General features: G+C 36.4%; 12 protein-coding genes. 8 read left to right on the top strand and 4 right to left on the bottom strand.

Annotated elements, in window-relative coordinates; translation table 11 throughout:
* Positions 1–185 precede the first annotated feature (185 nt).
* Both truA and G6R40_RS06095 read left to right on the top strand, forming a co-directional pair.
* Positions 186–923, top strand: coding sequence for a tRNA pseudouridine(38-40) synthase TruA (gene truA / locus G6R40_RS06100; RefSeq protein ID WP_165133026.1), 738 nt, complete (start codon positions 186–188; stop codon positions 921–923).
* A 3-nt stretch (positions 924–926) separates the two neighbouring features.
* The gene (locus tag G6R40_RS06095) at positions 927–2,669 is read left to right on the top strand and encodes an ABC transporter ATP-binding protein (protein WP_165133025.1); all 1,743 of its coding nucleotides are present in this window, start codon (positions 927–929) and stop codon (positions 2,667–2,669) included.
* 41 nt (positions 2,670–2,710) lie between these two features.
* Here G6R40_RS06095 and G6R40_RS06090 read toward each other — a convergent pair whose 3' ends face one another.
* From G6R40_RS06090 to G6R40_RS06075, 4 genes are all read right to left on the bottom strand, one after another.
* Positions 2,711–3,907 (bottom strand): efflux RND transporter periplasmic adaptor subunit, encoded by a 1,197-nt coding sequence (locus G6R40_RS06090; protein WP_165133024.1) that lies wholly within the window; start codon positions 3,905–3,907, stop codon positions 2,711–2,713.
* Between the two features lie 35 nt (positions 3,908–3,942).
* Positions 3,943–5,214 (bottom strand): ABC transporter permease, encoded by a 1,272-nt coding sequence (locus tag G6R40_RS06085; protein ID WP_165133023.1) that lies wholly within the window; start codon positions 5,212–5,214, stop codon positions 3,943–3,945.
* 75 nt (positions 5,215–5,289) lie between these two features.
* Entirely contained in the window at positions 5,290–6,519 is a 1,230-nt protein-coding gene (locus tag G6R40_RS06080; protein WP_165133022.1) for an ABC transporter permease, read from the bottom strand.
* A 76-nt stretch (positions 6,520–6,595) separates the two neighbouring features.
* Complete coding sequence (locus tag G6R40_RS06075; protein ID WP_165137548.1) at positions 6,596–7,285, bottom strand: ABC transporter ATP-binding protein; 690 nt, start codon at positions 7,283–7,285, stop codon at positions 6,596–6,598.
* A 143-nt stretch (positions 7,286–7,428) separates the two neighbouring features.
* Between G6R40_RS06075 and G6R40_RS06070 the strand changes: the two genes are divergently transcribed.
* The 6 genes from G6R40_RS06070 to G6R40_RS06045 all read left to right on the top strand — a co-directional run bounded on the left by G6R40_RS06070 (position 7,429) and on the right by G6R40_RS06045 (position 14,298).
* Entirely contained in the window at positions 7,429–8,784 is a 1,356-nt protein-coding gene (locus tag G6R40_RS06070) for a TolC family protein (protein WP_165133021.1), read from the top strand.
* Between the two features lie 65 nt (positions 8,785–8,849).
* On the top strand, positions 8,850–9,479 hold the full coding sequence (locus tag G6R40_RS06065; RefSeq protein ID WP_165133020.1) for an NUDIX hydrolase: 630 nt from the start codon (positions 8,850–8,852) through the stop codon (positions 9,477–9,479).
* Between the two features lie 47 nt (positions 9,480–9,526).
* Positions 9,527–10,327: a lysophospholipid acyltransferase family protein gene (locus tag G6R40_RS06060; protein ID WP_165133017.1), complete on the top strand. Its 801-nt coding sequence runs from the start codon at positions 9,527–9,529 to the stop codon at positions 10,325–10,327.
* Between the two features lie 256 nt (positions 10,328–10,583).
* Positions 10,584–12,314, top strand: coding sequence for a 7TM diverse intracellular signaling domain-containing protein (locus tag G6R40_RS06055; protein ID WP_262887667.1), 1,731 nt, complete (start codon positions 10,584–10,586; stop codon positions 12,312–12,314).
* 7 nt (positions 12,315–12,321) lie between these two features.
* Complete coding sequence (locus tag G6R40_RS06050) at positions 12,322–12,921, top strand: response regulator transcription factor (RefSeq protein WP_165133011.1); 600 nt, start codon at positions 12,322–12,324, stop codon at positions 12,919–12,921.
* A gap of 39 nt (positions 12,922–12,960) precedes the next feature.
* Positions 12,961–14,298: a UDP-N-acetylmuramate--L-alanine ligase gene (locus G6R40_RS06045; protein WP_165133009.1), complete on the top strand. Its 1,338-nt coding sequence runs from the start codon at positions 12,961–12,963 to the stop codon at positions 14,296–14,298.
* The last annotated feature ends 2 nt before the right edge of the window (positions 14,299–14,300 follow it).

Here is a 14,300-nt window from a genome sequence, read left to right as displayed (position 1 = left end):
TCTGTTGACCTATCCCGCGTTAGGGATGGCAGCGGCATCCTTTCTGTAGGGGTGGCTGAGCGGAGCCGAAGCCACCTCTACAGAAAGATATAGCGAACAGCCCGACTTTTTGGGATGGAAAAGCGAGGGCGAAAAAGGAACGCCCAAATTATTTTTATTGGAAAAAAATCAGGAAATTTGCACCAATGCGATACTTTATAGAATTTTCTTACGATGGTGCGCCATACTTTGGTTATCAGATACAACCGAACCAAATTACGGTCCAGGAGGAACTGGAAAAGGCTTTGTCCGTGCTACTTCGCCAACCGATAAAAACAACGGGCGCGGGCAGAACAGATACGGGCGTGCATGCGAAGAAAATTTTTGCGCATTTTGAGTATAATGAAGTTTTGATGCCCAATTTGGTGCATCGCCTTAACAGCTTTCTTCCAGAGAGCATTGCTGTAAAACGTATTTTTGAAGTGGCAGACGATGCCCATGCCCGTTTTAGTGCGACGTACAGAACTTACAATTATTTTATTTCTGAAGAAAAAGATCCTTTTACAAAAGATTCGGCGTGGCAAATGTGGCGCAAAAAATTGGATGTCGATGCGATGAACGAAGCTTGTAAAATACTGTTCGAGTATTCGGATTTTACAAGTTTTGCAAAGCTTCATGCGGATAACAAAACCAATATTTGTAAAATCTATCACGCAAATTGGGAACAAGACGGAAGTTTGTTGAAATTTACGATTTCGGCAGATCGTTTTTTGAGAAATATGGTTCGTGCAATTGTTGGAACAATGGTGGAAGTCGGCAGTAGTAAGCTGAAGCCAGAGGATATGCATCGCGTCATCAAAGAGCAACATCGCAACTCAGCGGGAACATCGGCGCCGGCGCACGGACTTTTTTTGGTAGATGTTGGTTATGATTTTTTAGATTAAAACATGGAAAAGCAAAATACTTGGGACATAGTTAAAAGACTCTTTGTGATTGGGATGAAGTTCCGGTCTTGGTTTATTTTGACTTTAATTATTTCAATTTTGTTGTCAATTGTGTCGACATATCGACCTTATTTGACCATGGAAATTGTCGATAATGATATCACGAAACTGAAAGATACAGGATTGATGATGAAGCATATCTATATCCTAATAGGATTAGTAATTGCGGAAATGTTGCTCAATTTTTTCCTAGTTTACTTTTCGAATTTTATCTCACAGAATGTGATTCGGGATATTCGTGAAAGACTTTATCATAAGCTGATTTATTTCAAAACATCTTTTTTTGATAAAACCGCTTTGGGACAGTTGGTGACACGTGCTGTTGGCGATGTGGAGACGATTGCGGTGGTCTATACGGACGGTTTTTTGATGGTTTTTGGTGACATCTTAAGAATTGCATTTGTGTTATTTATGATGTTCCAAACGAATGTGGAGCTCAGTTATATTTCGTTAGCGATTTTACCATTAATGGTGATTATAACGCGTATTTTCCAAAAGAGACTTAAAAAGGCTTTTGGTGACGAGCGTAGCTGGACCGCGATACAAAATAGTTTTGTACAAGAACGATTGTCTGGGATGTCTATTATTCAGGTTTTTAATCGTCAAGAAGCGGAGTTTAAAAAGTTTGATGATATTAATATTCAGCTGAAAGCAGCTTTGTTGAGAACGGTTTTTATCTTCTCATTGTTCTTTCCTGTAGTTGAATTGATTTCGTCAATTTTTATTGGTTTTATCTTGTTTTATGGTGGTTTTATCGAGGCGAAAGCGGGTGTTATTATCGCCTTTATTCAGTTTATCAATATGCTGATTCGACCATTGCGCCAGATTGCGGATCGATTTAATAATATCCAAAGAGGATTGGTGGGTGCCGAGCGTGTTTTGGGCGTTATGGATGAAGATAATGCGATGCCCAATGAAGGTAAAATTGTTAAAAGTGAATTTGATGGTAAAATTGAATTTAAAGATGTTCGTTTTGCTTATGATGAAAAACAAGAAGTTCTGAAAGGCATTAGTTTTAAAGTTAATCCTGGCGAAACGGTGGCGATAGTTGGTGCCACTGGCGCTGGAAAATCCACTATAATTAGCTTAATCACAAGATTGTACGATATCAATTCTGGCGAGATTCTTTTGGATGATGTCGAAATCCGTGATTATGAATTGTATAATTTAAGAAGCCATATTGGTGTGGTTCTACAAGATGTTTTCTTGTTCCATGGTTCTATTTTTGAAAATTTAACTTTGGGTGACGAAAGCATCACGATGGAGCAAATTAAAAAAGTGGCACAAGAGATTGAAGTAGATGATTTTATTGAAAGTCTTCCAGGTGGTTACAATTATGTTGTTAGCGAAAGAGGCTCGTCGATTTCACTTGGACAACGTCAACTTTTATCATTTTTAAGAGCTTATTTGTCGGATCCTAAAATTTTGATTTTGGACGAAGCGACTTCTTCCATCGATCATGAAAGTGAAAAACTAATACAACGTGCCACCGAAAAAATTACGAAAGAACGAACGTCCATTATCATTGCGCATCGATTGTCAACCATCGAAAAGGCTGATAAAATAATCGTCATGGAAAAAGGTAAAATCGTTGAAGAAGGCCGTCACGAAGACCTTCTCGCACTTAATGGTTATTATGCCTTGTTGTACAATAATCAATCTCGCGATAGCTTGTCTGAGGAGTAATAATAAAAAAAGCGATTTCGTTAGAAATCGCTTTTTTTTTGCTATTTGTTTTTCTTTTCTTTGAGTTCTTCTTTGTCCTTATCCGAAGGATTCCAAACTTTAACTTCCGCATTTTTATCAATGCCTGAAAGGATTTGTACACGAATACCGTCGCTGGCGCCTAGCTTAACATAGACTTTCTTGAAACTGCCATCGGGCTGTTTTATTTCCACAAAAGATTTGTCAACATTATTTACTTTTTCATACTGTATTAAAGATTCATCCAATAACAACGCATTTTTTTGACTGTCCAAGACGATTTCGCCATTAGCACTGAAACCTGCACGGATATATTCATTGGTTTTATTGAAAACATCGCCTTCCACAGAGAATTTTATTGTTCCCGTTTCCTCTTTACCTTTTGGTGCGATAAGTGTTAATTTGCCAGGGAAGTTTTTGTTTTGAAGCGCACCGATAACGATGTTCATGTCCATGCCTTCTTTAAGTTTTCCCGCTTGGGCTTCATCAATCGTTCCTTGGAAAATTAATGAACCCAAATCTGCGATAGAACAAATGGTTGTTCCAGGGTTGAAAGCATTGGCTTCGATAACTTGGCTACCAACTTTCACAGGAATTTCTAAAACTGTTCCCGCAGCTTTTGCCCGAATTTGTGTTGTCGCCATACCTTGCAATTCTGGCGTTGCACCTGTTTTTACAATTTGCAATCTTTTTTGCGCGGCATTTAGGGATTGGTTGGCAATTTTCTGTTGCTGTACAGTACTCTCATATTGTTGTTGTGCGGTGATGTATTCTTGTTTAGAAATCACACCTTGCTTGTACAGTTTATCTTGCATCGCAAATTGTTTCTGTTGATTAGAAACATTTATTTGAGCATTCTTAACTTGTATTTCAGCATTGTTAATTTCCTGCATCGCACCATTAACATCGGAAACGGTTGGGATAATTCTCAATGTTGCAAGTAGTTGTCCAGCGGTAACTTTGTCGCCTTCGTCCACTTCAATACTGGTAATAATCCCAGACATATTGGGTTTTATCTCAATCTCTTCGCGAGGGACAATTTTTCCTGTTGCCATGACTTTGTCCTCAAGATTAGAAATTGTAGGTTTTCTCGTTAAGAAGATTTCCTTTTCTGCCGAGTTGGATTTTACGACATAGCTAATTCCCATAACCAAAGCACCTAGAACAACAAGTCCGAGTAGGATATAGAGAAATTTTTTGATGGTGAACTTCTTTTTCATTCTGAAAAGTATATAGTTAGTATTATTTTTAAATATTATTCGGTTCTTAAAGCTTCGATAGGTTTTATTTTGACGGCTCTTTGTGCGGGAATCATGCCTATTAATAAGCCTAAAACCAGCATAATTGCTAAGGCAGAAAATACATTGGAATAGTCCACCGTGGGATTATAAAACGGAAAGCTGTCATTATTGGCAGTGGCAAGATTAAGTCCCATGAGTAAAAATATCCCAAATAAAAATCCGATTAAACCCGAAGACAACGTAATCACCACACTTTCTAATAAAATCTGGTTACGCACTTCGCTTGGTTTTGCACCTAGTGCTCTACGGATTCCGATTTCTTTGGTACGTTCTTTCACGGTAATTAAAAGGATATTTGAAATGGCAATAACGCCCGCCAAAATGGTTAATGTTCCTACTGTGATGGTCAAAAATTGCATACCAGTAAGAAAACCTGTAAGTTTTTTAAATTCTTTGCCGAGGTTAAAACTTCCAAAAGCATTGGTGTCTTCTGGAGAAGCGTGGTATTCTTTTTTAAGTTCTGTTTTTGCGAGGTCTTCCACAGTGCTGACATTGGCGTCTGGCTTACTCACGATGGCAAAAAAGTCGACAACATCACCAGCATTATATAGCTTGTTATACGTAGAAAATGGGATATAGGCAGACTGGTCACTTTCCAAAGGACCGCCAGCTTTTCCAACACGGAAAACGCCAATGACTGTAAAAAATACCCCTTTTATGTTAACGGATTTTCCGATTGGGTTTTCGTTTTTCTTGGCATCAAAAAGGTTTTTATAAACTTCTTCTCCAATGACAACAACATTTTTGCTACTCGTAACATCGGGATCGTTGATGTATCTTCCGAACAAAAGCTTCTTTTGAGATATTAAATTTCCGACAGGATAATCGCCCGTTAACATGTAAGTTGCTGATTTTCCGTTTCTCGCAATTTGCTCCGGAGGATTTCCAAAATTACCTCTTGCACTTTGCGGAGATATATAATCGATTTGCGGAATTTTAGATTTTAATAAATTATCATCTTTTAGACGAAGCTTCATTGTTCTTCCTTTTGGGAAACCATCATACGGAATGCTGGTATTTTGTGCCCAAAGAAAAATAGAGTTGGTAGCAAAACCAGAAAATAATTTGTTAAAACCATTTTCCATGCCTTTTGCAGCACCAAGTAAGCTGACATACAAAAACATTCCCCAACCCACGCCAATCATGGTGAGAAACGTCCGGAGTTTATTATTACTCAATGAATAATATATCTCCTGCCATGTATCTAAACTGAATAAGATTTTCATTTTTTCGGGTTAACGTTTTATTTTTTATTTAAATCAAACACTAAGGCTTTTATTTAATAGCAATTAAAAATCCAATTATTCTGTTCGTAATGCTTCGATAGGTTTTATCTTGGAAGCCCGATAAGCAGGGATGAATCCCGCAATAGCACCAGCAAAAATCAAACAAAAAAATGCCGTTGTAATAAGTCCCCAACCAACGGATGGGTTCAAAATAAAATAAGCTTCTAGACTGTCCCCAATCATTTTTAAAGTAAATACGCCAGCGGCTACGCCAATAAGTCCAGAGATAACGGTTATCACGATGCTTTCCTGTAAAATAAGCGCGACAATTCCTGGTGGTTTTGCACCAATAGCTTTTCGGATTCCTATTTCTTTGGTACGCTCTTTTACAATGTAAACCATGATGTTACTAATGCCAATAACGCCAGCTATTAAAGTTCCTAGTCCAATAAATCCTACGACGACAGAAATTACGAAAATAAACATGAAAGATTCCTGATTGTTTTTGGCATTGTTTCTAACAATAACGGCTTGTTGGTCTGTTGGTGAAATTTTGTGGCGGTCTTTAATTTGTTTTTCAACTTTTTCACCGTATTTAATAGCTTCATCGGGCGACATTTTGGGATTATAAGATAGCATAATCGTACTTACAGTATCGGAGCCTTTTTTCATTTGTTGCAAAGTGGAAATCGGAATAATAACATGACGCTCGTCCCAATCTCCTCCAGCGTCAGAAAATACGCCAACCACACGAAACATTGTTCCGTTAATCTGGATCATTTTTCCAATAGGATCGCCATCTTTGATAAGGTCGCGTTGCACCATTCTTCCGATAGATGTAACATTGGCCTTTCTGTCTATATCCATTTTTGTGATATAACGACCATCCATCATAACACGATTTTCCAAAAATTTTTCGTCTGGCAATACACCATGTATTTGATAGGTTCCGCTTTCGCGGCCATATTTTACCATCCAGTTGGCAGAGTAGCGTGGCGATGCATATTCTAGTTTGCCTTTTCCTGTTTTTTCGATGCTTTCAAAATCATCATTGTTAAGACTAATTGTTCTGTTGGATTGCAAACCTGCAAAAGCTTCGGAAGTTTTGCCAGTGAAAATCATAATGAGATTAGCCGCATCCCTTGTGAAGGCTTGCGTAAAAGAGTTGTTGAGGCCATTACCAATACCGAAAAGAACAATGAAGATAAATAATCCCAAGGCTACAGTAAAACCAGAAAGTATCGTTCGCAAAACATTGCTGCGAATCGAACTAAATATCTCTTGCCAGCGGTCTATATCAAACATATTGATTTTGGTTGTTAATAGTTTTAATTAAATTTCAAACATTCTTTCTGGTTGTTTTTAAGTTTGGAATAACTTTTTAAAGAACAACTTGCTGAATGTATTTGTCACTTTCGATACGACCATCTTTTAGCATCACATTTCGTTTGGTCTGTGCGGCGACATCTGGCTCGTGTGTTACCACGACAATGCTTTTTCCTTCATTATTAATATCTTGCAAAAGTTTCATAATGTCATGTGTGGTTTGAGAATCGAGTGCGCCTGTAGGTTCATCGGCCAAAATAAGTTTGGGTTCTGTAATAAGTGCGCGCGCTATGGCAACACGTTGTTTTTGTCCACCCGACATTTCGCTCGGAAGATGACTGGCCCATTGTGCCAAACCTACTTTTTCTAAATATTCTAAAGCTTTTTGATTTCGTTCCTTTCTAGAAACCCCTTGATAATAGAGTGGAAGCGCAACATTTTCTAAAGCTGTTTTATAATTAATCAAATTAAAAGATTGAAAAATAAATCCTATAAATCGGCTTCTATATTCCGCCGCGCGACTTTCTGTCAAATGTTTTATAGGTACGCCATCCAATTCATAAATCCCGGAGTCTGCTTCATCCAAAATTCCGATAATATTCAATAAAGTTGATTTTCCAGAGCCAGAAGATCCCATAATGGAAACAAACTCGCCTTCCGAAATATTGAGGTTTATGCCTTTTAAAACATGGAGTTTGCTCTTACCTGTATCGTAAGATTTGTTGAGTTCTTCAATTTTAAGAATTAGATTTGACATATTCTCGGATTATATACTAATAGGTAAGGGAGATTGTTAAAAAGTTACAGAAAATTATTAAAAAATATTTTTTTATTTAAAAACGTAACAAATAATCATTTTTGATGTCTTATTGTTTATAAATTGTTTTTATGATACTTCGTAATATTTTAGCAGCATCGGTAATTTGTTTTAGTATATCAAGTTATGGACAAAAGATTTGGACTTTGCAAGAGTGCGTAGATTATGCCGTGAAGAATAATCTACAGGTTTTGCAAAATACGTATAGCAAAAAAATGCAGGAGTCTAATTTGACAATTGCCAAAAAAGATTATCTGCCGAATGTCAGCGGAAGTATTTCTAACACCGCGACCTTTGGACAAAGTCAGGATGTTTTTGGAAATACGCAGCGTAATGATAATTTTAATAATAGTGCTAATGTCGGCGCTAATGTTTTGATTTATAACAATGGACGTTTAGAAAAAAATATTCGAAAAGTACAATTCGATGTAGAAGCCTCACAATTTGATATCGAAACCATTCAGGATAATATTTCGCTTCAGATTGCACAACAATATCTCAGCATTTTACTGAATAAAGAAATTGTTAAAATTTCACAAAGCGCATTACAAAATGCTCAAAAGCTTCGCGACCGCGCTAAGATAACAACCGATGTTGGGACAACTGCACAAACTATTTTGGCAGAAGCAGATGCTGCGCTAGCACGGGAAAAACAAAATTTGAAAGTCGCAGAAGTCAACAGAGACCGTAGCCGATTTGCGTTGGCTCAACTATTAATGTTGGCAGATTATAAAAGTTTTGATGTGGCCGATGTGCCGATTATGTTTGATCCTTCTGCGCCAGATTTGGCTGTGGAGCAAGTTCTCGATAAAGCCTACGCTAATCAACCGCAAATAAAAGCTGCGGAAAGTCGCATCAAATCTTCCGAAGCACAGACAGAAGTTGTAAAAACTGCCTTTTGGCCAACGCTTACAGCAAATGCAGGCTTGGGTTCTTTTTACTTTAATTCATTGGCAACCAATACGGTTGGGATAAATCCTGATGGCACGCCAATTAAAGAACGTGGTTTTTTCCAACAATACAAAGATAATTTTGGACAACAAGTTGGCGTTTCTGCCAATATTCCTATTTTCAATAAAGGTATAACCAAACTGCAAGTAGAACAATCCAAAATCAATCAAGATATTGCCAAAAATAATTTGGAACAACAAAAATTGGATGTTAAACAAAATGTGCAAAAAGCCGCTTTTGATGCCGATGCCAATTACGAAACTTATCTTACCGCAGTAGAAGCAGAGAAAAGCACAAAGTTGGCTTTGGATTTTGCAGAGAAAAGTTACGACGCAGGACGAACTAGTATCTATGATCTCAATATTGCGCGTAACAATTATGCCAATGCACAAGGCAATGTAGCACAGTCAAAATTCAATTATTTATTCAGTCAAAAACTCTTAGATTTTTATTCAGGAATTCCTTTAAGTTTATAAAATTAAATAAAAAAAAGCTTGGTTTTAGACTTTCGTAATGTCTATAATTTAACTAAATTTGAGTCATGCGAAAGTTTGGAAAAGATTTATTAAAAATTTTAAAAAATACTGAATTAAAAGGGGAAGCGGCGCATTGTGTATATTCGCCCGCCTATCGTCCACGATTTAGTTATGATGAAATATTAAGCCGAGATCCAAAATTTGCGGCCGTTAATATTTTATTATATTTAAAAAATAATGAATGGCATTTTCCACTGATGGTGCGTAGCGAAAACGAACACGACCGTCACAGTGGGCAAATTTCTTTACCAGGCGGAAAACGGGAAGAAGAAGATGTCGATTTTGCAGATACAGCCAAGCGGGAAACATCCGAAGAAATGGGCATCGATACGCACTATATCCGTATTATCCGAGAGATGACGCCTATCTATATTCCGCCAAGTAATTTTTATGTCTATCCTTTTATTTCATTTACCAAAAAAGATCCTGTTTTTACACTTCAGGCGAGTGAAGCTGTTGAGTTGATCGAGTTCCCAGTAAGCTCTTTGTTGTCTTTGCCCGATCAACCAAAAATGATGGCGATGAGCACGAGTCGTGGATACGAAGTTCCGGTGATTGATTTTAATGGATACCTTATTTGGGGCGCTACTTCGATGATTTTAAGTGAATTCAGCTTGTTACTTAAAAATGTTTAAATTTGCGCTTTTAAAAAATAAGACATCCTGAATTATAATTTTCAAGCATGGCCAAAAAGAATATTTTTACAGATTCCTTCGGGAATATATACGTTCTAAAGCGTTTTATAATTTTTATATTAGGCTTGGTATCGTATCGTCGTTTCAATGGCTTTAACAAATTGAAAATTTCGGGTACAGAACATCTTGTTGATTTACCAAAGACCAATGTTTTATTTGTATCTAATCACCAGACATATTTTGCTGATGTAGCGGCGATGTATCACGCTTTTTGTGCGGTTAACAACGGTTATCTTAATACAATAAAAAATCCAGTATATCTTCTTAACCCAAAAGTTGATTTTTACTATGTTGCTGCGGAAGAAACCATGAACAAAGGAATTCTTGCCCGTATTTTTAAAATTGCAGGCGCTGTAACTGTTAAAAGAACTTGGCGTGCAGAAGGTCAAAATGTCAACCGAATGGTCGATATGAGCGAGGTGGAAAACATTATGAAAGCTTTGGATAATGGCTGGGTTATCACTTTTCCACAAGGGACAACTTCGGCTTTTGCGCAAGGTAGAAAAGGAACCGCGAAATTGGTGAAAAACCAACGTCCTATTGTGATTCCTATTAAGATAAATGGTTTCCGTAGGGCTTTTGATAAAAAAGGTTTAAAAATAAAAGTAACTGGTGTAAAACCAACGATGGAGTTTAAAGCACCTTTGGATATCGACTATGATAAAGAGTCGCCTGCAGAAATCCTCAATAAAATAATGCATGCGATAGAGCAAACACCAGAACATAATGTTCTCCATGACTATGATGAGGAGCTAAAAGCTCAAAAGAATAAATCCGAAAACGAATAGTTTTTATTATATAATCCACACTTTCTTTGTGGATTTTTTATTGAATACCTACTAATAGGTATATTACATCTGAATTATATTTTTAAATTTACGCATGTTCTTAATACACCGGTTTTTATTAATTTTTATAATATGTTGTTGTTCATCTATTTTTGGGCAGCAAAAATCGCGTGATACTTTTCTGATAAAAGGTGCCAATTGGGAGAATATGACCCAATATGTGAGGTTTTACAAGGATTCTACACGGCAGCTAAATTTGCAGAAAATTATTGATTTAGAACCAACACAACATTTTCAAAAGCGTGGCGAATATCGGGTGTTTAATAGCCAATATACCAAAGCGAGTTATTGGTTTGTCTTACCTATTAAAAACGTGAATTCTAAAGAACTGCAAGTGGTTTGGAGTTTTTATAACAACAATTTTAAAATTACTTTTTATGATATAACACTTGCGGATCAGCCAAAATTTCTGGGCCAAGTTTCCCCTCAACAACGTGCCGAAGAACGATTGTTTCAATCAAGGGCTTTGGTTTTACCATTTTCTTTGCAAGCGGGCGAGTATAAAAAAATTCTGGCTAAAGTAGAATTGATTAATGCGAATCAAATCTATTTTCTCTCCGATGTCACAACCGTGGAAGATATGATGTTTTGGGAACTTAACTATGGTATTATCGTAGGACAATTTTTAGGATATTTTGCCTTTATGTTTTTGTTTAATATTTTCTTATTTTTTCTTTTGAAAAAGGAGATTCATCTGTGGCATGGTTTGTATGTTTTTAGTATTATTTTATTTAGTCTGAACGAGAATATTGTAGATGTGTTGTTGTTGCCCAATTGGTTTTATCATTTCTACATACAATTTCCTAAAATGCTGTGGCTGTTGATTTCTTTAATTTTAAATATTAAAGTTTTTCAAATGTTCACCGATCAGAAAACCAAATTTCCTCGTTTCTATAAGGTTTTACATTTTACTAAAAATATAGCAATCTTTTTGGCTGTTAGTTCAGCACTACTTAGTTTGTTGTTTAATGTACAGACGCCTATCGTTAGCGAGGTTGTCATAGCATTAGATGTCATTTTGGTTATAGGAACCATTTTGTTGTTTTTCTCTATTATTTATGCAAGCATAAAAAAAGACAAAGACAGTCTATACTTCTTTGTTGCAACCATATTTATTTTAATTGCATTTATCAATTATCTTATGGACCTGCTTTTGCAGATGCAGGTGTTTTATTTCCAACCAGGCAATATTCTTGTTGGGCTTATGGTAGAAGTAAGTTTGCTAACCGCTTTTTTCCTGACTAAGATTGTTAAAAAAAGTCGGGAAAGTAGAAAGCAATTACAACTCAAAAATATTGAAAACCAAAATTTGTCTTTTCAAATGCTCAATCTTCAAGAGGAAGAACGAAAAGAGATTGCGCAAGAAATCCACGATGGTGTTGGCAGTCATTTGTCGGGTCTAAAACTTTATCTACAAAATATTTTTCAGTCCAAAAATCCAATTGACGAAAATATCAAAGCAGAAGTTCTACATGAGATGAAAATTATATACGACGATTTGCGGAGCATTAGTCATCAGTTAATGCCCGCTTATATTGAGGAAAGTAATCTATCAGAACTTTTAAAAAATAAATTTGAACAATACCGAAGACAATTTCCACACATCAAATTTAACGATGTACAAAGTCTGGGAGATGTTAACTTGCAAGAATCCGACCGATTGCATATTTATCGCATTGTTATCGCTTTGCTAGATAATGCCATAAAACATTCGGAGTGTACAGAAATTGATTTTCAGATTTATTGCGAAGACAATAACATCGAAATTCTTTTGGAAGACAACGGCATAGGCTTCGATCCAGAAGCTCAATTTTCAGGAATTGGTTTAAAATCTGTGAAATCTCGTATCCAATTTCTGAAAGCAAATATTAATATTGAAAGCAATAAAAATGGAAGTACTTTAATTATCCTAATACCAATAAACTAACGATACCATGACAACTCAATTTATAATCGCAGATGATCATCCCATCTTTGTTAAAGGGATTACAGACATAATTAATGAGCAACAACTCGGCGAGGTAATCTCATGTGCTAGCACAGGTCGAGAGCTCTTGCAAAAACTGAATTCATGCCAAGCCAATTTTATTATTCTGGATATTAATATGCCAGAACTTAATGGCTTAGAAGCTGCAGAAAAAATAAAATCTCTATATCCAGACATTCCCATTCTCGTGGTAAGTATGAACGAAGATTATAGCACAATCGAAAAATTAAGACAAATCGGTGTCAACGGATTTATTCCAAAATCTTTTGAAAACGAAGATCTGCAAAATGCTATTCGGAAAATATTAGACAAACAATCTTATTTCCCAGAAGGTTACGATGGCGAAAATTTTCGAAAGAAACAACTTAGCCAACGCGAAATAGAAATCATACAATTGATTATCCAAGGCAACAGCAGTCGGGAAATTGCCGAGCAACTCAACCTTAGTATTTTTACCGTAGACACACATCGGAAAAATATAGGACGAAAAACAGGAGCAAAAACACCACTTCAGTTAAGTAAATTAAATCTAAATGCTGAGGCTTAGTACAAAATTTTAGTACTTTTGTTGTAAATATTTTTTGAATTGAAAACCCATTTTATTGCCATCGGCGGTAGCGCCATGCATAATTTAGCCATTGCGCTGAAAGATAAAGGCTATCAAGTAACTGGTTCGGATGATGCCATTTTTGAACCCTCACGTTCAAGATTAGAAAAAAAAGAAATTCTTCCAAAGGATTTGGGCTGGTTTCCAGAAAAGATAACTTCGGATATCGACGCTGTTATTTTGGGAATGCATGCACATGCCGACAATCCAGAATTAGCAAAAGCTAAAGAATTAGGATTAAAAATATACTCGTATCCTGAATTTTTATACGAACAAGCCAAACAAAAAACCAGAGTCGTTATCGGCGGTTCGCACGGAAAAACGACCATAACATCAATGATTTTGCATGTTCTTAATTTTCATCAAAAAAATATCGACTATATGGTTGGTGCGCAGTTGGAAGGTTTCGATTGTATGGTGAAGATTACAGAAGATAACGACTTTATGATTCTTGAAGGCGACGAGTATCTTTCTTCGACATTGGATCCGCGATCCAAATTTTTATTGTACCAACCGAATATCGCTTTGATTTCGGGAATTGCTTGGGATCATATCAACGTTTTTAAAACCTTCGATGATTATGTTGAGCAATTTAGGAAATTTGTCGCCAGCATTACGCCAGGCGGTGTTTTGGTGTACAACGAGGAAGATCCCGAAGTGGTAAAAGTGGTTGAAGGAGCAGAAAATTATTTCAGAAAAATTCCATACAAAACGCCAGAATACGAGATTCTTGATGATGCAGTTTATCTTAAAACCGAGATGGGCGACATTCCGTTATCTATTTTTGGGGCGCACAATTTATTAAATCTTGAAGGAGCAAGACATATTTGTCAACAATTCGGGATTTTGGAAGAAGCTTTCTATGAAGCGATTATGAGTTTTAAAGGTGCATCAAAACGTCTGGAAAAAGTAAAACGTCCAGATGGCGGTGTATTGTACAAAGATTTTGCGCATGCACCAAGCAAGGTGAAAGCAACAGTTAAGGCTTTTGCTGAGCAATTTCCTAATAAAACAAAAAATGGATTTTTGGAGTTGCATACTTATTCCAGTCTTAATCCTATTTTTTTAGAACAATATGATCATGCTATGGATGGACTAGATAACGCAGTTGTATTTTATTCGGAAGAAGCCTTGAAGATTAAAAGAATGGAAGCAATTTCTCCCGAGTTTATCAAAGAAAAATTTAAAAATGAAAAGCTGAAAATTTTCACTAATGCCGAAGATCTTCACGCCTATTGGCAAACTTTGGATAAGACCAATGGCGTATTTTTGATGATGAGTTCCGGAAATTTTGGTGGATTAGATTTAACTAAATAATC

It is taken from the genome of Chryseobacterium sp. POL2 (assembly GCF_011058315.1).
Classification (GTDB): Bacteria; Bacteroidota; Bacteroidia; order Flavobacteriales; family Weeksellaceae; genus Soonwooa.
Note: the sequence above shows the minus strand (reverse complement) of the source record. Positions and strands in the feature narration are given on the sequence as shown.

Excerpts from the sequence above, each read along its gene's own strand:
- G6R40_RS06095 (WP_165133025.1), top strand. The coding sequence starts at position 927 with ATGGAAAAGCAAAATACTTGGGACATAGTTAAAAGACTCTTTGTGATT.
- G6R40_RS06060 (WP_165133017.1), top strand. The coding sequence starts at position 9,527 with ATGGCCAAAAAGAATATTTTTACAGATTCCTTCGGGAATATATACGTT.
- G6R40_RS06080 (WP_165133022.1), bottom strand. The coding sequence starts at position 6,519 with ATGTTTGATATAGACCGCTGGCAAGAGATATTTAGTTCGATTCGCAGC.
- G6R40_RS06050 (WP_165133011.1), top strand. The coding sequence starts at position 12,322 with ATGACAACTCAATTTATAATCGCAGATGATCATCCCATCTTTGTTAAA.
- G6R40_RS06085 (WP_165133023.1), bottom strand. The coding sequence starts at position 5,214 with ATGAAAATCTTATTCAGTTTAGATACATGGCAGGAGATATATTATTCA.
- G6R40_RS06090 (WP_165133024.1), bottom strand. The coding sequence starts at position 3,907 with ATGAAAAAGAAGTTCACCATCAAAAAATTTCTCTATATCCTACTCGGA.
- truA (WP_165133026.1), top strand. The coding sequence starts at position 186 with ATGCGATACTTTATAGAATTTTCTTACGATGGTGCGCCATACTTTGGT.
- G6R40_RS06065 (WP_165133020.1), top strand. The coding sequence starts at position 8,850 with ATGCGAAAGTTTGGAAAAGATTTATTAAAAATTTTAAAAAATACTGAA.
- G6R40_RS06070 (WP_165133021.1), top strand. The coding sequence starts at position 7,429 with ATGATACTTCGTAATATTTTAGCAGCATCGGTAATTTGTTTTAGTATA.